This window comes from Pseudomonas sp. 1912-s, from assembly GCF_029269205.1.
Classification (GTDB): Bacteria; Pseudomonadota; Gammaproteobacteria; order Pseudomonadales; family Pseudomonadaceae; genus Aquipseudomonas.
Window position 1 is genome coordinate 161832 of sequence record NZ_JARIXR010000004.1, and the last position, 16513, is coordinate 178344.

At 62.2% G+C, this 16513-nt stretch carries 16 protein-coding genes; 10 read left to right on the forward strand and 6 right to left on the reverse strand.

Going from position 1 to position 16513, the window contains the following annotated elements; translation table 11 throughout:
- Positions 1–2: 2 nt before the first annotated feature.
- Positions 3–1352: a glucarate dehydratase gene (gene gudD / locus P3C29_RS07145; protein WP_010171706.1), complete on the forward strand. Its 1350-nt coding sequence runs from the start codon at positions 3–5 to the stop codon at positions 1350–1352.
- Between the two features lie 2 nt (positions 1353–1354).
- Here the strand turns inward: gudD and P3C29_RS07150 are convergent, their stop codons facing one another.
- Positions 1355–2242: an NAD(P)/FAD-dependent oxidoreductase gene (locus tag P3C29_RS07150; RefSeq protein ID WP_201124452.1), complete on the reverse strand. Its 888-nt coding sequence runs from the start codon at positions 2240–2242 to the stop codon at positions 1355–1357.
- A 144-nt stretch (positions 2243–2386) separates the two neighbouring features.
- Between P3C29_RS07150 and P3C29_RS07155 the strand changes: the two genes are divergently transcribed.
- The gene (locus P3C29_RS07155) at positions 2387–2836 is read left to right on the forward strand and encodes an Rrf2 family transcriptional regulator (protein WP_201124453.1); all 450 of its coding nucleotides are present in this window, start codon (positions 2387–2389) and stop codon (positions 2834–2836) included.
- Between the two features lie 6 nt (positions 2837–2842).
- Here P3C29_RS07155 and P3C29_RS07160 read toward each other — a convergent pair whose 3' ends face one another.
- The gene (locus tag P3C29_RS07160) at positions 2843–3460 is read right to left on the reverse strand and encodes a TetR/AcrR family transcriptional regulator (RefSeq protein ID WP_275964259.1); all 618 of its coding nucleotides are present in this window, start codon (positions 3458–3460) and stop codon (positions 2843–2845) included.
- A 142-nt stretch (positions 3461–3602) separates the two neighbouring features.
- Between P3C29_RS07160 and P3C29_RS07165 the strand changes: the two genes are divergently transcribed.
- A complete protein-coding gene (locus tag P3C29_RS07165; RefSeq protein WP_010171714.1) occupies positions 3603–4043 on the forward strand; it encodes a hotdog fold domain-containing protein in 441 nt (146 codons plus the stop codon).
- 32 nt (positions 4044–4075) lie between these two features.
- Here the strand turns inward: P3C29_RS07165 and P3C29_RS07170 are convergent, their stop codons facing one another.
- Together P3C29_RS07170 and nudK are read right to left on the reverse strand one after the other, a co-directional pair.
- Positions 4076–5278: a lipase family protein gene (locus P3C29_RS07170; RefSeq protein WP_275964193.1), complete on the reverse strand. Its 1203-nt coding sequence runs from the start codon at positions 5276–5278 to the stop codon at positions 4076–4078.
- Entirely contained in the window at positions 5278–5865 is a 588-nt protein-coding gene (gene nudK / locus P3C29_RS07175) for a GDP-mannose pyrophosphatase NudK (protein WP_201124455.1), read from the reverse strand. The genes P3C29_RS07170 and nudK overlap by 1 nt, the downstream gene beginning before the upstream one ends.
- A gap of 321 nt (positions 5866–6186) precedes the next feature.
- Here nudK and P3C29_RS07180 point away from each other — a divergent pair, with 321 nt between their 5' ends.
- Together P3C29_RS07180 and P3C29_RS07185 are read left to right on the forward strand one after the other, a co-directional pair.
- On the forward strand, positions 6187–7287 hold the full coding sequence (locus P3C29_RS07180; RefSeq protein WP_275964194.1) for an efflux RND transporter periplasmic adaptor subunit: 1101 nt from the start codon (positions 6187–6189) through the stop codon (positions 7285–7287).
- Entirely contained in the window at positions 7287–10346 is a 3060-nt protein-coding gene (locus P3C29_RS07185) for an efflux RND transporter permease subunit (protein ID WP_275964195.1), read from the forward strand. Before P3C29_RS07180 ends, P3C29_RS07185 begins: the two co-directional genes overlap by 1 nt.
- Here the strand turns inward: P3C29_RS07185 and P3C29_RS07190 are convergent.
- Entirely contained in the window at positions 10333–11178 is an 846-nt protein-coding gene (locus P3C29_RS07190; protein WP_201124457.1) for an SDR family oxidoreductase, read from the reverse strand. The two genes, P3C29_RS07185 and P3C29_RS07190, sit on opposite strands and share 14 nt — an antisense overlap.
- A gap of 121 nt (positions 11179–11299) precedes the next feature.
- Between P3C29_RS07190 and P3C29_RS07195 the strand changes: the two genes are divergently transcribed.
- From P3C29_RS07195 to P3C29_RS07210, 4 genes are all read left to right on the forward strand, one after another.
- Positions 11300–12187 (forward strand): LysR substrate-binding domain-containing protein, encoded by an 888-nt coding sequence (locus P3C29_RS07195; protein WP_201124458.1) that lies wholly within the window; start codon positions 11300–11302, stop codon positions 12185–12187.
- A gap of 98 nt (positions 12188–12285) precedes the next feature.
- On the forward strand, positions 12286–13227 hold the full coding sequence (locus tag P3C29_RS07200) for an alpha/beta hydrolase (RefSeq protein WP_029615946.1): 942 nt from the start codon (positions 12286–12288) through the stop codon (positions 13225–13227).
- A gap of 348 nt (positions 13228–13575) precedes the next feature.
- Complete coding sequence (locus P3C29_RS07205) at positions 13576–14364, forward strand: DeoR/GlpR family DNA-binding transcription regulator (protein WP_010171729.1); 789 nt, start codon at positions 13576–13578, stop codon at positions 14362–14364.
- Positions 14365–14403: 39 nt separating this feature from the next.
- Positions 14404–15459, forward strand: a complete 1056-nt coding sequence (locus P3C29_RS07210) for an NAD(P)-dependent oxidoreductase (protein WP_201124459.1) — start codon at positions 14404–14406, stop codon at positions 15457–15459.
- A gap of 29 nt (positions 15460–15488) precedes the next feature.
- Here the strand turns inward: P3C29_RS07210 and P3C29_RS07215 are convergent, their stop codons facing one another.
- On the reverse strand, positions 15489–15713 hold the full coding sequence (locus P3C29_RS07215; protein WP_201124460.1) for a hypothetical protein: 225 nt from the start codon (positions 15711–15713) through the stop codon (positions 15489–15491).
- 202 nt (positions 15714–15915) lie between these two features.
- Between P3C29_RS07215 and P3C29_RS07220 the strand changes: the two genes are divergently transcribed.
- The gene (locus P3C29_RS07220) at positions 15916–16476 is read left to right on the forward strand and encodes a type 1 glutamine amidotransferase domain-containing protein (protein ID WP_201124461.1); all 561 of its coding nucleotides are present in this window, start codon (positions 15916–15918) and stop codon (positions 16474–16476) included.
- Positions 16477–16513: the final 37 nt, after the last annotated feature.

Here is a 16513-nt window from a genome sequence, read left to right on the forward strand (position 1 = left end):
CCATGAACACAGAACACCAGCACCACGCCAACGGCGCCCCGGTCGTCACCGGCCTGCAGGTTATCCCGGTGGCCGGCCACGACAGCATGCTGCTCAACCTCAGCGGCGCCCACGGGCCGTTTTTTACGCGCAATATCGTGATCCTCACCGACAGCGCCGGGCGTACCGGCGTCGGTGAGGTGCCCGGCGGCGAACGCATTCGCGAGACCCTTGAAGACGCCCGCAGCCTGGTGATCGGCAAGCCCATCGGCCAGTACCAGAGCATTCTCAATGCCATGCGCCAGACCTTCGCCGCGCGGGATTCGGCGGGCCGGGGTTTGCAGACGTTTGACCTGCGCATCACTATCCATGCCGTCACCGCGATGGAGGCTGCACTGCTGGATTTGCTCGGCCAATTCCTAGAAGTTCCGGTCGCCGCACTCTTGGGTGAAGGCCAGCAGCGCGACGCGGTGAAGATGCTTGGTTATCTGTTCTACATCGGTGATCGCCAGCAGACCGACCTGGCCTATCGCAGTGAAGCGCACGCCGAGGATTGGTTCCGCCTGCGGCATGAACAGGCCATGACGCCCGAAGCCATCGTGCGCCTGGCAGAGGCAGCCAAGGCGCAATACGGTTTCAATGACTTCAAGCTCAAGGGCGGCGTGTTGCGCGGCGCCGAGGAAATCGAGGCGGTCACTGCGCTGGCCGAACGCTTCCCCGACGCACGCATCACCCTGGACCCCAACGGCGCCTGGTCACTGAAAGAAGCCATCGCCCTGTGCCGCGACCAACATCACGTACTGGCCTACGCCGAAGACCCGTGCGGCGCGGAAAACGGCTACTCCGGGCGCGAAGTCATGGCCGAATTCCGCCGTGCCACCGGGCTGCCCACCGCCACGAACATGATCGCCACCGACTGGCGGGAAATGGGTCACGCCATCCAGTTGCAGTCGGTGGATATTCCCCTCGCCGACCCGCACTTCTGGACCATGCAAGGCTCGGTGCGGGTGGCGCAGATGTGCCACGAATGGGGCCTGACCTGGGGCTCACACTCCAACAATCACTTCGACATTTCCCTGGCGATGTTCACCCAGGTGGCCGCCGCCGCGCCGGGAGAGATCACCGCCATCGACACCCACTGGATCTGGCAGGACGGCCAGCGCCTGACCAAGGCGCCGCTGAAGATTGTCGACGGGCATATCAAGGTCCCGGCCAAACCGGGCCTTGGCGTCGACATCGACATGGACGCCGTGGCCCACGCCCATGAACTGTACAAAGGCATGGGCCTGGGTGCGCGCAATGACAGCGTGGCGATGCAATTCATGATTCCGGGCTGGACGTTCGATAACAAGCGGCCCTGCCTGGTGCGCTGACCTCAGCTGAAGATCATCGAGAAGTGCGCACCCACCCCGGCGCGCACGCCCTCGCCCACCGCCAGCGCCACCGAACCGCCGGCCAGGTTGGCGTCACCACAGGCAAACACGCCGGGCACTGTGGTCTGGCGCGTGTCGTTGGTGAGGAGATAAGGCCCGGTCGGTCCTTCGACAAACTCACACCCCAACTGCTCGGCCAACGGGCTGGCCAGGCGCGTGCGGGACATCGTGAAGATGCCGTCCAGCGCGATCACCCGACCGTCTGCCAATTCCACGTCCGCCCGCTCACCGACAATCCGCCGCACCGCCTGGCTTTCGACGCGAACCCCGCGCCGATCCAACTGCGCCAGCTGCTCGGCATCCGGCACAAATACGCCATTGGTGAACAGCGTGGTGGTGCCCCAGTCCGGCAGCAGCATGGCGTGATGCATCGCCAGCGGTGAAGTCGCCAGCACGCCGATGCGGCCTTGGTCCAGCTCATAGCCGTGGCAATACGGGCAGTGGAATACGGACTTGCCCCAGCGCTCGTGCAGGCCTTCGACCTCGGGCAACTCATCCACCACTCCGGAGGCGAGAATCAGCCGCAGAGCGTTAAAGCTGCCATTGCACCGGGTTTGCACCACAAAACCCTGCGGGCCCTGAGTCGCCTCGACCGCCGCGTCCTGCACCCAGGTGACGGTTGGGTACTCCATCAACTGCCCTCGCCCTTCAGCCGCGATCATCTCCGGCGGCTGGCCATCCTGGCTGAGGAAGCCATGGGAGGTGGCCGCAAAGCGGTTGCGCCGCTGCCCGGCATCGATCACCAGCACCTTGCGCCGGGCCCGCGCCAGTTGCAGGCCGGCCGACATTCCGGCGTAGCTGCCGCCCACGATAATCACATCGTAAACCATGAAGATGACCTCTCTGGTGGCCCGTGCATCGGTTGCCGGGCAGTCACGACACACCATAAGTTACATAAAAATACCTCGTCAAGAGTCTCGCAACTCCAATCGTTACGAACGATACTTTCGCGCAGGAATTCCTGAGGCTTGCAGATGAGAAACGACACCCGGCTTTCGCGCATGCTCCACGTGCTGATCCACATGGGCCGCCACGAGGAACGCGCCACCTCGGACACCATCGCGCAGATGCTCGGCACCAACGCGGTGGTGGTGCGCCGTACCCTCGGCCTGCTCAAGGAAAAGGGTTATGTGCGCTCGGAAAAAGGCCATCAGGGCGGCTGGACGCTCGGCAAGCCCTTGAGTGAAATCACCCTGCTGGACATCCACAACGCCCTCGGCACGTCGTCGATCTTTGCCGTCGGCCTGTCCACCGATCACCCGCAGTGCCTGGTGGAACAGGCCGTCAACGCAGCACTGAACCAGGCCTTTGATGACGCCCAGGCGTTGCTGCTGCAGCGCCTGGGCGAGGTGACGCTGGCGCAGTTGGCGGAGGATTTTGATGAGCGCTATCAGGTGGCGATGACGCCGGTGCCGTGTGCGTGAGTCTGGCTAAACCCCGCCCACCGAACGCCACGCGGCCTCGGCCAGGGCCTCGCGGTACACCCGCGGGCTGCTGGTCGCCCGCCCGGCCAGCCAGGCACGGCAGTAGCTGTCGGCCTGCCCGATGATCAGCGACGGCCAAAGCTCTGCGGGCAATTGTTTGAGCTGATCACCCCGCCCGGGCAGCGCCATCCACTCCTTGAGCACTGCATTGCGCGACTGGTTGCGGCTTTCCAGTTCGGCGGCGAACGGCCCCTTGGTCACGGCGAAACGCGCGTGGTACTGGAAACGCGCCCACTGCGGTTCGTTGTCCACCCAATCCACATAGCTGTGGACCAGCGCGTACACGCCCTCCTTCGCCGTCCTGGCCGACTCCAGGTAGCGCGCACGCAATTCGGCCTGGTCATCCAGTGCAGTGAAGAACAGCGCGGCAACCAACCCTTCCTTGTTGCCGAAGTGATGGTAGATCGCGCCAACGCTGGTGTCGCACCCGGCGCGAATCATCTCGATGGTGGTGGCTTCAAGGCCCTGCTCGTTGAACAGGTCGAGGGCAGTCTTGAAGATATCGCGCTTCAATTCGGCCCTTCGACCTGGGAAGCAGCGCTGGAGCAGATCCGGGGTTTGCATGCTGAACACGAACTCATTCATTGAGAGGGACACGTCGGCGCAGCTTGACAGATTTCCCATGGGCAGAATACTGTTCCGTCACAGAATATTATTCTGTAACGGAACAACATTCCGTAAATTCAGACCTTCAGTGAGGCACCTCATGAGTCAGTACCTGAGTATGTTCAACAGCGTCGGCCCCGAAGCATTCAGCAAACTGGCGTGCCAGATGGCGCCCTACTTCAGCACCATCAATCCGTTGATCACCCAGCTGCGCCCGGGGTTGGCGGCGGTGGAGGTGCCGTTCAGCAAGGCCGTCACCAACCATCTGGGGACGGTGCATGCGATCGCCATGTGCAACGCCGCGGAACTGGCGGCCGGGACAATGACGGATGTGTCCGTGCCAACCGGCGCGCGCTGGATTCCCAAGGGGATGACGGTGGAATACCTGGCCAAGGCCAAAAGCAGCGTCACCGCGACCGCCAATGGCGAGGGGATTGATTGGCTGACGGCGGGTGACAAAGTGGTGCCGGTGGACATGCTCGATGCGGAAGGAAAGTTGGTGTTTACCGCACGGATCACCATGGACGTGAAGCTGGCCTGAAGGCCGTCGCAGGAGCCGAGCGGCTCCTGCTGCTACAACCCGCAGTTGCCGGGGATCACTTCACCGGCAAACGCCCGGCGCACAAACGGCGTCGAATCCGCCAGCGAGCCATTCACCGTGGCCGAGTGATCAAGCTCGGGATAGAAATGCCATTCGATCCGGTCGCCTGCCTTGCAGGCGTCCCTGACCAAGGCCTTTTGCCCCGGCACAAACACATCCCGGTCCTTGCCACCCGTGCCGACAAACACCGGAATGTCCGTCTTCAGGGTTGGATACGCCGACTCGCGATAGACCCTGTCGAGGGCTGCTTTGGGCGAGCGCTTGAAGCTGTCGTTGAAGGTAAGTTTATCCGACACCACCCGCTGCTCGATGGCATGCAAGCAATCGCTCTGACTGATCTCAAACGCTGGCATTGCGCGCTCGTTCAAGTAGTCGGCAGGGACAAACGACGGATCAAACAAGGTGGCCGTACTCAGCCGCAACAGGTTGTAGGCAAAGGTCGGCACCACCGAGCTGCGGGCTTTTTCCAGCTCGGCACTGTCGCCGGTTTTATGGGTGGCCGCGTAAGGCGTACCGGTGGCTACCACGCCGACGATGTTCAACTCAGGCGCGTAGTCTTTCGCGTAGACCGCCGTGGCAAACGCGGCACGCCCGCCCTGGGACTGGCCGAACACCACGACTTTTTTGGAGAGCCCAAAACCACCGGCCATCACCGCACGGATGCTGTCGAGCACGCCATAGGCCAGCGGGCTGGTCAGCCCATACGGATGCAATCCAGGCGTCCCCAGCCCTTGGTAATCCGTGGCGACGATGGCGTAACCCTGCCCCAGCCAATAATTGAGATAACGCGTGTCCCGCGGGCTGCGACCGGCGAACGACGGCGCGCAAACATCAGCGCTGCCCACCGTGCCGTGGGCCCACGCCATCAGCGGCCAGCCACCCGGTGGCGGCGTGCCCTTTGGCAGGAACAGCGCACCGGAGACGACCAGGTGTTTGCGGGTGTCGAGACCATCGGTGGAGGTGTACAGGATCCGCAGGTTCTGCCCGGCATCGGCCAGGCTTTGCCGAGCCGTCAACGGTTCACTGCGCAGCATCTGCCCGGGGGATGCAGGCACCTTGTCGGCCCAGGTATAGAACGCAGGAACACCGCCGTCGCCGACGGGCGCCGGCGCCGCACTCACGCCGCTGCATCCCGCCAGCAACACTGCCAACGCCAGGGAAAACCGACGCGCCATCACCAGCCCTCTTTCAACATCCGCAACTCAAGATACTGCAGCAGCATGATGGTCTTGCCGTCGACGATCTCGCCGCTTTGCACCATGGACAGAGCGGCCTCGAACCCCAGCTCCAGCACCTCGATGTCCTCACCCTCGTCTTCCAGCCCGCCGCCATCGCTGACCCGGTCGGCCGGCGAATATTCGCCGATGAAAAAGTGGATGCGCTCGGTCACCGAGCCCGGGCTCATGAAGGCCGAGTAGATTTTTTCCACATGGCCCACACGGTAGCCCGTCTCTTCTTCCGCTTCGAGACGAATGCGTTCCTCGGGGCTGGCGTTGTCCAGCAGGCCGGCGGCGGATTCGATCAGGTAGCCGTGGTAGCCATTGACGAAAGTCGGCATGCGGAACTGGCGAATCAGCAACACCGTGCGCCGCTCGCGGTTGTACAGCAGGATGGTCGCACCATTGCCCCGGTCATAGATCTCGCGGGTCTGGGACTGCCAACTGCCGTCGCGGCGGCGCAGGTCGAAAGTGTACTTTTTCAGCACGTACCAGTTATCCGAGAGCAACTCTTCGGTGTGGATGCGAACGGGGCTGTTGTCCATGAGCGGTCCTTTTATCGTGGGACAGGGAGCATGTGGTTCAAGCGTCGTTATCGTCAAGTCGAGCCTGTGAGGCCCATGCGTATCCAGGCGACTACCTAGCCGAATGGCCAGTCGTCGCTTTTTTCCGCCAGGGTCAGAATGCCCCACCCTGGGAATGCGCGCAGTACTACGCAGGGCCAACCTGGCATTCAAGGTGAAAGCGTTTTTCGGGCGTGAACTCCACTCGCACAGGAAGTTGCCGTTATGCCGAAACACCGCACATCCTCGACGTTTTTCAGTCTTGTCTTTTCAATTGCCAGCCTCGCGACGATAGGGCTTGCCGTGCACTGGCTATCCCCGGACGTGTCGGACGCCGCGCCGCCTCCCGGCCCTGCCGCCGTCCCGGTCCGCGCGGCAAGCGTGGAGCAGCGCGACGTACCGGTGATCGTCCAGGCCATCGGGAATGTGCGTTCACTGCGCAGTGTCGATATCCGGCCTCAAGTCGACGGCCTGCTGCTGGACGTACCCGTCAGCGAAGGCCAGTTCGTCCGCCAGGGCGAGCTGCTGGCACAGATCGACGATCGAGCGATTCTCGCCGCCCTGCAACAAGCCCGGGCGGAACGGGATATGGCCCAGGCACAATTGACCTCTGCCAATGGCGACCTCGCGCGCTATCGCGCCCTGGCCAGCGGCCAGGCCATTTCGAAGCAAATCCTTGACCAGCAAACCGCACTGGTGGCCCAGTTACGCGCCGGCCTGCACAGCCGCGACGCGATCGTCACCGCCAACGAGGTGCAGCTATCGTATACGCGGATTCAGTCGCCGACCGACGGACACGTCGGCATTCGCAATATTCACCCCGGCAGCTATGTACGGGCAGGAGATGCCCAGCCCTTGTTCTCCGTCGTGCAACTGGACCCCATCGGTATAGAAAGCGCCTTGCCCCAGGCCATGCTGGGGCAATTGCAGGCACTGCTGGGTGATGCCAGCCAAACCGCAGCGAGCTTGCGTGCCTATGCAAGCGACAGCGGCACCCTGTTGAGCGAGGGGCAGTTATCACTGATCGACAACCGGGTATCCAATGCCACCGGGACGGTGCGTATCAAGGGCACTTTTGCCAACCCACAAGGGGCGCTCTGGCCGGATCAGTCAGTCGTCATCAACTTGCAAACCGACACGTTGAGCAACGCCCTGGTGGTGCCACAACGCGCACTGCGCCAGGGCCAGGAAACCACCTTTGTCTGGAGAATCACCGAGGACAAGGCGGCGCCCCAGCCCGTGCAGGTGACGTACGCCGATGCTTCTATCGCCGTGGTCACAGGCCTGCAACCCGGCGACCTGATCGTTGAGGATGGTTATTCGCGACTGCGTCCCGGCGCCACGGTGCAGATACTCAACGCGGCCGAAACTGCCGGTTTGTCTGATGGCGGAGCCGCTTTCTGATGGCGGCGCGCAAGGTCTACACCTGGTGCATCGACCACCCCACCGGCACCCTTTTGTTAAGTGTTGCCCTGTTGCTACTGGGGTTGATCGCCTACCCGCGCCTCTCCATCGCGCCCCTTCCGGAAGCCGAATTCCCGACAATCCAGGTGACCGCACGCCTGCCCGGCGCCAGTGCCAAGACCATCGCCTCGTCAGTCGCAACGCCTCTGGAAGTGGCGTTCAGTTCAGTGCCCGGCATTACCGAGATGACGTCCACCAGTGCGCTCGGCCAGATGACGCTGACCCTGCAATTTACCCTGGAAAAGGATATCGACACCGCTGCCCAGGAAGTCCAGGCGGCGATCAACGCCGCTTCGGCACGCCTGCCCAGTGAGATGCCCAGCTTGCCTGTGTGGCGCAAGGTCAACCCGGCGGATGGACCGGTGCTGATCATCAGCGTGGTGTCCGACAGCCGTTCGTTGATCGACGTCAGCGACCTTGCCGAAAGCGTGCTGGCGCGCCAACTCAGCCAGATCGGCGGAGTCGGCCAAGTCATCGTGGTCGGCCAGCGCCGCCCGGCGATCCGCATCCAGGCGCGCCCCGAGACGCTGGCGGCAGCCAACGTCAGCCTGCAGGACATCCGCGAAGCCGTGCGGCAATCCAGCGTCAACCTGCCCAAGGGCGCGTTGTTCGGTGACACACGTGTGTCGACGCTGGAAGTCAATGACCAGTTGTTTTCGGCCCCCGAATATGGCGACGTTATCGTCAGCTATCGCAACGGCTCGGCCGTGCGCGTGCGTGACGTCGCCGACGTCACACTGGGCGCTGAAAATGACTATGCCCGTGCCTGGCCCAACGGACAGTCCGGGGTGGTGCTGGTGGTTCTTCGCCAACCCGGCGCCAACATCGTCGCGACGGCTGACAGCATCCGGCAAGCACTGCCCCGGCTACGCGCATCACTGCCGGCCGATGTGACGGTCGACGTGCTGAACGACCGTACGCGCACCATCCGTTCATCCTTGCAGGAAGTGCAACTGACCCTGGGTATCGCAATTGTCCTGGTGATTGGGGTGATGGCGTTGTTCCTGCGCCAATGGTCGGCAACCCTGATCGTCACCGCCGTACTCGGTATCTCGCTGGTGGCCACGTGTGCGGTCATGTATGTGGCCGGTTTCAGCCTGAACAACCTGACCCTGGTGGCCATCGTCATCGCGGTCGGATTCGTCGTCGACGACGCCATCGTGGTCATCGAAAACGTCCACCGACACCTGGAGCGCGGTGAAGACAGACGCACCGCCGCGCTCAAGGGCATCAGCGAAATCGGCTTCACGGTGTGCTCCATCAGCCTGTCGCTGATTGCCGCATTTATTCCGTTGCTGTTCATGGGTGGGGTGATCGGCCGACTGTTTCGCGAGTTCGCGCTCACCGCCACCGCCGCCATTGTGATTTCCGTGGTGCTCTGCCTGACGCTGGCCCCCACGTTGGCATCACTGTTCATGAATGCGCCCGCACACCGGCCGCCAGACAAGGGGTTTCTCGCGTGGCTGAGTAACGGTTACGCACGCGCACTGACCTGGGCGCTGGGGCATCAGCGCAGCATGCTCGGGGTGTTTTTTGCGAGTGTTGTGCTCAGCGTTGCCAGCTTCGTGATGATTCCCAAGGGTTTCTTCCCCCTGCAAGACACGGCATTCATACAGGGCGTGACCCAGGCCTCGGCGGATATTTCCTATGAGGACATGCTGGACAAACATCAGCAACTGGCCGCTATCGTCAGCCAGGACCCGGACGTCACCGACTTCAACCATGCCGTCGGCGGCAGCATCACCGACTCCATCAGTAATGGCCGGATGTGGCTGGTCCTCAACGACCCCGGGCAACGCGATGCAACCATCAGCCAGGTCATCGACCGTTTGCGTCCGCAACTGGCACAGGTGCCCGGTATCCAGGTATATCTTCGCGCCGTGCAAGATATCAACCTGAGCGCCGGCCAGCCACGAGCGCAATACCAGTATGTGTTGCGCGCCGAAGACAGCGGCGAACTCGCCACCTGGACCACCCGGTTGACTGATCGACTGAGAACGCTCCCGTTGTTCAGCGACGTGTCCCATGACCTGCAACTGGACGCAAACGTCACCCGTATTACCCTGGACCGCGACGAGGCCGCACGTTATGGCTTCACTCCCCGCGACCTGGACAACGCGCTGTATGACGCGTTTGGCCAGCGGCAGATCAGCGAGTACCAGACCGAGGTCAACCAGTACCAGGTCATCCTGGAACTCGCCCCTTCGGCGCGAGGCACTGCCGACAGCCTGAACTACCTGCAATTGCGCTCGCCTCTCACCGGAGAGGCCGTGCCCCTGCTGGCATTTGCCCGGATCGAGCCGCCGGTCAGCGGGCCGCTGCTGATCAATCACAATGGTATGCAGCCTGCTGCCAACCTGTCGTTCAACCTGGCACCCGGTGTCGCGCTGGGCCAGGCCGTCGAGGCGCTGCAACAAGTGGAACGGGAGATCGAAATGCCCGCCTCAATCAGTGCAACGTTTCAAGGTTCGGCGCAGGCATTCCAGGCGTCCCTGGCCAGCCAGCCCTACCTGATTCTGGCGGCACTGGTGGCGGTCTACATTATTTTGGGAGTGCTGTATGAAAGCCTGGTGCATCCACTGACGATCCTCTCCACGCTGCCAGCAGCAGGCGTCGGCGCCATCCTGCTGCTATGGGCCTGGCAACTGGACTTCTCGATCATGGCGCTGATCGGGCTGATCCTGCTGATCGGTATCGTCAAGAAAAACGGCATCCTGATGGTGGATTTCGCGTTGCAAGCCCAGCGGAAACAAGGCCTGAGTGCACATGACGCGATCTATCAGGCCTGTATTGCGCGCTTTCGACCCATCATGATGACCACGCTGGCGGCCTTGCTCGGCGCCGTCCCCCTGATGCTCGCGTTCGGTACCGGCGCCGAGTTGCGTGAGCCGCTCGGTGTGGCGATTGTGGGCGGCTTACTGCTGAGCCAGGCCCTGACATTGTTGACCACGCCGGTGGTGTTCCTGGCGCTTGAACGACTGCGCGTCAGCCCTGCTTGATGGCATGCCAGCGGGCAGCGACCTGCTCGGCACTGGCGGCGTTGATCCGCGCCAGGTCGAGCGGATACTCGACACCCGGGTTTTCAACGAAACGCGTGGCGGTGAACTGACCGTTACTGGCCCGCAGGATGTAGCCGCTGTCCTGGCACTGCGCCGAGGCCAGGAAGAGTACGCCGGGAGTTACCCATTCCGGCTTGAGGTTGTCCGGCTCGCCGGTTACGCCCCACATGCGGGTCTTGGCCACGGGTGAGATGGCATTCACCCGAATCCCCGCCTCGGCCCCTTCCCCGCTCAACGCATTCATTATGCCCAGTTGGGCCATCTTGCCGGCGCTGTAGGCCACCAGGCCCGGCTGGGCATAGTGCGTGTACATCGCACGGTCGGAGGTGGTCAGCACGATGCGCGGTGCGGCGGATCGCTTCAGGTAGGGCCAGGCATGCTTGCCCAGCCAGATCGGCGCATAGACGTTGATGTCCATCGCTCGCCGGATAAACGCTGCGTCGGCGGCCTCAATGGATTGATAGCCCACCCAGCCGGCATTGTGGATCAGGATATCGAGCTGCCCGAAATGGGTGATGGCGCATTCGATCAGTGCTCGGCAACCCGCTTCACCCGACAGATCGGTTGCGTGACCGACCACCTGCAAACCCTCGCTCTGAAGCGCCAGCGCGGCCGCCTGAACCACCCGGGGGTCAGCGCCCTCGCCGAGCGCGTCGGTGCCGATGTCGCTGATCACCACCCGCGCACCGAGGCGCGCCAACTCGCGCGCATAACTGAAGCCCAAGCCCCGGGCGGCACCGGTCACGATTACGGTTTTAGCTGTAAAGTCCATCGTTGCGTTCTCCTGATAGGCACTCCACCCTAACAACCCGCGACCGCCCTGTTTAATACTGAAAAACAGCGATGTTGATACCCACGACGTATCAGCCCCTCTCTCTGAAGGAACAGACCCGATGATCGAAACCCGCCTGCTGCGCCAGTTCATTGCTGTCGCCGAGGAGCTGCACTTTCACAAGGCTGCGCTGCGCCTGCACATGGCACAGCCCGCGCTGAGCCAGGCAATCAATCGGCTGGAAGAGAAGTTGGGGTTTGCCCTGCTGGAGCGTGACCGCCGCGGGGTACAGTTGCTGCCGGCGGGCACGGCGTTTCTTGAAACGGCGTACGCGGTCCTCGGGCAACTGCAGCACGGTGTCGAAAATGCCCGGCAAGTCTCACAAGGCACCGCCGGCACACTTACCATCACGTCGGTGTCGATTGCCGGTTACCCGTGGCTGCTCGAAACCCTGCGGCAATTTCGGCTCGCGTTCCCCAAGGTACAGTTGGTGATCAAGGAAATGCCCTCCGCCAGCCAGGCCAAGGCACTCTCGGCTGGCGAGGCCGATCTGGCCGTTTTGCGCTATCTCCCGGGCCAGGCGGATCACATCGAGTCCCGGCTGCTGCTGGATGAACCGATCCTGATGGCACTTCCCGTAGACCATCCCAATGCCGACGACGCCGCTATCGAGTTGAAGCATTTCGCCGGCGCCGACTTTGTGTTCACGCCACAGGTATTGGGCAGTGGCTACCACCATCAATTGATCGGGCTGTGCGAGGCCGCGGGGTTCTCTCCACGGGTGGTCCAGGAAGCCGATCAATTGCACACGCTGATCGGCCTGGTCGCGTGCGGGTTTGGCGTAGCGCTGGTGCCGGAGTCGATTGCGCGCTCGATGAACAGCGACAAGGTGGTGTTTCGCCCCCTCACCGCGGCGTCTTCCAGTATCGGCCTCTACCTCAATAGGAACACCGACAATCCGTCACCGTTGCCCGGGCACTTCGTCTCATTGCTGGAAGGCACGCTGTAATACTTTGCAAGCAATGCCCGGTGACGACTGTCTAAATATTTCCTGCACGGCCAGGGCATCTGTTAAAACCCGTGCTTTGCCCCTGTTCTGGAACCTTCATGCTTTCACGTTTTATGTCCCGTCTCGGCCTGCGCTGGTTTCCCCTGCTGTGCATGGCTGCGGTGATCATCGGCCTGCCAGTGGGTTGCGCCGTGCTGCAGCACAAGGAGCGCGAGCTGCTGTTTCGTGTGGAACCGGGCACTGCCAGCTGGTACAGCGGGTTGCCCCGGGATGTGCAGGAATTTGACCTGAAACCCGCAAGTTTCAAGTCCGGGCAAAACATTCATGGCTGGTGGTGGCCGGCCGCGCAGAAGGACGCGCCGGCGATCCTCTATTTGCACGGCGTACGCTGGAACCTCACCGGTCAGCTGTTTCGCATTGAGCAACTGCGGGCCCTGGGTTTCTCGGTACTGGCTATCGACTATCGCGGCTTCGGCCAGAGCCAGGGCGACCTGCCTTCCGAAACCAGTGTCTACGAAGACGCGCGCATTGCCTGGGAGCGTTTCCAGGTGCTGCAACCCGACCCTGCCAAGCGCCTGATCTACGGTCACTCCCTGGGCGGCGCGGTGGCCATCGACCTGGCGGCAGAACTGGGCAAGCAGGCCGCGCAGAATAATAGGCCGCCGCCGGTGCGTGGGTTGGTGATCGAATCCACGTTTACCTCATTGGCGGATGTGGCCACGGCCGTCGCCAACACCTCGCTGCCGGTACGTTGGCTGCTGTCGCAGAAGTTCGACTCCATCGACAAGATCGCCGATATCCACATGCCGCTGCTGGTGGTCCATGGGCTCGCCGATGCCTTTGTGCCACCGCGCTTCAGCCAGCAATTGTTTGATGCCGCACAAGAACCCAAACACCTGTTGCTGGTGCCCGGCGCTACTCACAATGACAGCATGCGCCTGGGCGGCAGCAGCTATCGCCAGGCCCTCAACAACCTGATGCAAACGAAGCGGCCGACACAGGTCGCCGGCCCCTCCACCGTGCGCCCCAACGACTCTTAAATGTGCATTTCGGCACCGGTTTCGCCGGTGCCTGTCAAGACGAAAAGCCTGCCCATACTGGCCATAAACAGCGGCTGATCAAATATTAACCGCGGGTTAAATCGCCATACCCGCCGGGCTCAAGGGAAGTTATCCACAGAGATACCCACGGTTTTCGTGGACAACTCTTTTTACTTTTTTACGATTTTTTTGCTCAGTAACGTCCTGTCGGAACGGTCCTCGGGAGCAAAATCTCCTGCGTCACCTCGGGTTCACCGACTGCTCCGGTGCCGCCCACATGCGGCCACCCATTGCGTTTAGTTCTTCGCCTGATTAATCTCGCATAAACACGCAATAACGAGCATAAACATGCACAATACCCATGCCGCCATCGACCTGCCCTCCTTGCGCAAACAGAAAATCCTGTTGCTGCTGGAGCGCGATGGCAAAGTCACCGCCTCGGACCTGGTGGAGCATTTCGCCGTTTCCCAGGACACCATCCGCCGCGACCTCGGCGAACTTGCCTCCGCCGGCTTGCTGCAACGCGTGCATGGCGGCGCGCTGCCAAGGCCCAAGGACACCGGCAAGGATTTCTTCACCCGTTTTGGCGAAACCACCGCGACGAAACGCCACCTGGCGCAGCTCGCCGCCGATCGCGTGGAAGACGGCCAGATCGTGCTGTTCGACTCGGGCACCACCACCCTGCAAATCGCCCAGTCCTTGCCGCACGCCATCAAGCTGACCGCCGTCACCCACTCACCGATGATTGCCATCGCGTTGTCCGAGCACCCCAATGTGACGGTGATCCTTGCCGGCGGGCAGCTCAACCCGGTGACCATGGCCGCCAGCGGGCACGAGGCGTTGCGGCTGATCCAGGGCATCAAGGCAGACTTGTTGTTTACGGGCGTGTGCGCACTGCATCCACAGGTCGGCATCAGCTCGTTGCACTTCGAAGAAGTTGCGGTGAAACAGGCTATGCTCGACAGCGCTTCCCACGTGGTGGCTGTCACCCTGGCCGACAAGCTGGGGGCCGTAGAGCCATTCGTGGTGGCGCCGTGCAGCCGCATTCACACGCTGATTACCGAGTGGCACGTGCCGCCGGGCAGTGTCGAGGCTTATGAATGCCTGGGCCTGGAAGTGATGCAAGTGGACGCCTGACACAGGCTTGGCCCGATAGCTTTGCAGAGGAATAGACCCATGGCGTTTCCCGTCCTGATTCTGGATGCACCCAGCCCGCCCTTACTGCATGACGAAATCGAGCGATGCCTGGCATACGGGCTGGAAATCACCCTAAACCTGCACTACTTCGCCGACCAGGACAGTGTCCAGACGCACTACGCCGGGCGCGTTCAGTTCGTGGATATCAATTGCCACGACACGCCTTCACTGATCGGTGCCGTGGTAGAGGCCGGCGGCTACAGCGTACTCAAGACCCGTTTGAACATTCCCCTGGGCGCTGCGCTGATCAACGCCGCCGCGTCGCCGGATCTGGGCAGCCCGTTACAGGCGATCGCCCAGGCGGGTGTCGGGCTTAACCATATTGACTTGAAGGCCGCCGCCGAGCGTGGCGTGACCGTGCTCAATACCCCAGGGGCCAACGCGACGGCCGTGGCTGAATATGCACTGGCACAAACGCTGTTCCTGTCTCGTGACCTGAATCTCTACAACGCCAAGACCCATCAAGGCCAGTGGTCAAAAGGCCTGCTCGCACCCGCGCCGCAAATTGCCGAGCTGACCCTGGGGCTGGTGGGCACCGGCAGAATCGCCCAGTCGCTTGCCCACAAGGCACTAGCCCTGGGCATGAACGTGATCGCCACCGGCTCCGAGCGATTCACCCAACAGGCCGCTGCGAACCTGGGCCTGCAATGGCGCGCCTCGCTCGACGCGTTGCTGGAGGAGGCCGACGTGGTGTCCATTCACACGCCACTCACGGCACAGACCAAAGGCTTGTTCGGCACTGCCGCATTCACACGGATGAAACCCGGGTCGATCCTGATCAATACCGCCCGTGGCGGGATCGTCGACGAGGGCCAGTTGGCGACGTTCATGCAGCGCTTTCCCGGCCATATCAAGGGGGTCGCCATCGATACCTTCGCCCGGGAAAAGGACCAGTTCGAATCGCCTTTGACTGGCGTTGCCAACGCGATCCTGACGCCGCATATCGCCGGCAACACACGCACCGCAATCAGCGAGGCATCAAGGCAAATCGTTGACCACATTCATGCCTTTCGCCAGGCAATGCTTGCAGGTTAAGTGCATCGGCCCATGACTGCCTCCGTCCCTCACTGACCCAGCTTGCGCTCGACTTCAGCAGCCTTCTCTTTGATCTGGTCGGTTTGCCGTTGTGTGTCCTTGATCGACGTCGGCGTGATCACCTTGTCGACGGTTTCCGTCTTGGGGTTGGGGCGCTGCAGGGAGCTGTCCTGTTCATCAACCTGGCGACCTTTCTGCGCCTGTTCGGAGCTGATGGCATCGGGAGTTTTGTCGGCGTTTTTTGCGGTGCCCATGGGGTGTTCCTCCTGTTGAAAACATAACGCTCCAGCACGGAGCCGTTATGCAGCAGAGCCCTTGGGTTTTCGATAGTTCAAGGAAATTGTCCCGGGTGGGGCCCCGGGAAATAAGCGCAAATTAATTTAAACCTTTTGCTCAGGCATCCGCTCAACAGTCCGGTAGCAGCATTCGCACACCCTACTCAGGAGACACTCGACCATGAGTTCGCAACTGCACGGCAAGAAGATTCTGATCATCACCTCCAACACCGGCATCGAGCGCGACGAGCTGCTCAAGCCGCTGGAAGCCCTGCGTGGTTTCGGCGCTACGGTAACCCACGGTTCGAGCAAGGGTGGCAGAACGCAGACCTTCCTTCAGGACACCGAGAAAGACCGGACCGTGGAGTCCGATGCCAAGCTCTCAGAGCTGAGCGGCAGTGACTTCGATGCACTGGTCATCCCCGGCGGCACCGTCAACGCCGACACCCTGCGCCAGGACGCCGACGCCTTGCGGCTGATCAACGACTTCGTCAAGGCCGGGAAAACCGTCGCCGCCATCTGCCACGGCCCGTGGGCCCTGATCGATGCCGGGGTGATCGGCGGCAAAACCCTCACCTCCTACAAAAGCGTGCGCACCGACCTGGTCAACGCCGGTGCAGAAAACTGGGTGGATACTGAGGTGAAAGAATGCCCCGCCAACGGCTGGACACTCATCACTTCACGTACACCGGATGACCTGCCAGCGTTCAACCAGGCGATTGCCAACGCACTGGCGGCTTAACGCCAGCCCATGCAAACAGGCGCCCTCGGGCGCCTGT

What these genes read in the sequence shown, in the direction of transcription:
- P3C29_RS07165 (WP_010171714.1), top strand. Translation starts at nt 3,603, where the DNA reads ATGAGTCAGTACCTGAGTATGTTCAACAGCGTCGGCCCCGAAGCATTC.
- P3C29_RS07195 (WP_201124458.1), top strand. Translation starts at nt 11,300, where the DNA reads ATGATCGAAACCCGCCTGCTGCGCCAGTTCATTGCTGTCGCCGAGGAG.
- P3C29_RS07215 (WP_201124460.1), bottom strand. Translation starts at nt 15,713, where the DNA reads ATGGGCACCGCAAAAAACGCCGACAAAACTCCCGATGCCATCAGCTCC.
- P3C29_RS07185 (WP_275964195.1), top strand. Translation starts at nt 7,287, where the DNA reads ATGGCGGCGCGCAAGGTCTACACCTGGTGCATCGACCACCCCACCGGC.
- P3C29_RS07190 (WP_201124457.1), bottom strand. Translation starts at nt 11,178, where the DNA reads ATGGACTTTACAGCTAAAACCGTAATCGTGACCGGTGCCGCCCGGGGC.
- P3C29_RS07170 (WP_275964193.1), bottom strand. Translation starts at nt 5,278, where the DNA reads ATGGCGCGTCGGTTTTCCCTGGCGTTGGCAGTGTTGCTGGCGGGATGC.
- P3C29_RS07200 (WP_029615946.1), top strand. Translation starts at nt 12,286, where the DNA reads ATGCTTTCACGTTTTATGTCCCGTCTCGGCCTGCGCTGGTTTCCCCTG.
- P3C29_RS07150 (WP_201124452.1), bottom strand. Translation starts at nt 2,242, where the DNA reads ATGGTTTACGATGTGATTATCGTGGGCGGCAGCTACGCCGGAATGTCG.
- P3C29_RS07205 (WP_010171729.1), top strand. Translation starts at nt 13,576, where the DNA reads ATGCACAATACCCATGCCGCCATCGACCTGCCCTCCTTGCGCAAACAG.
- P3C29_RS07160 (WP_275964259.1), bottom strand. Translation starts at nt 3,460, where the DNA reads ATGCAAACCCCGGATCTGCTCCAGCGCTGCTTCCCAGGTCGAAGGGCC.
- P3C29_RS07155 (WP_201124453.1), top strand. Translation starts at nt 2,387, where the DNA reads ATGAGAAACGACACCCGGCTTTCGCGCATGCTCCACGTGCTGATCCAC.
- gudD (WP_010171706.1), top strand. Translation starts at nt 3, where the DNA reads ATGAACACAGAACACCAGCACCACGCCAACGGCGCCCCGGTCGTCACC.
- P3C29_RS07220 (WP_201124461.1), top strand. Translation starts at nt 15,916, where the DNA reads ATGAGTTCGCAACTGCACGGCAAGAAGATTCTGATCATCACCTCCAAC.
- P3C29_RS07210 (WP_201124459.1), top strand. Translation starts at nt 14,404, where the DNA reads ATGGCGTTTCCCGTCCTGATTCTGGATGCACCCAGCCCGCCCTTACTG.
- nudK (WP_201124455.1), bottom strand. Translation starts at nt 5,865, where the DNA reads ATGGACAACAGCCCCGTTCGCATCCACACCGAAGAGTTGCTCTCGGAT.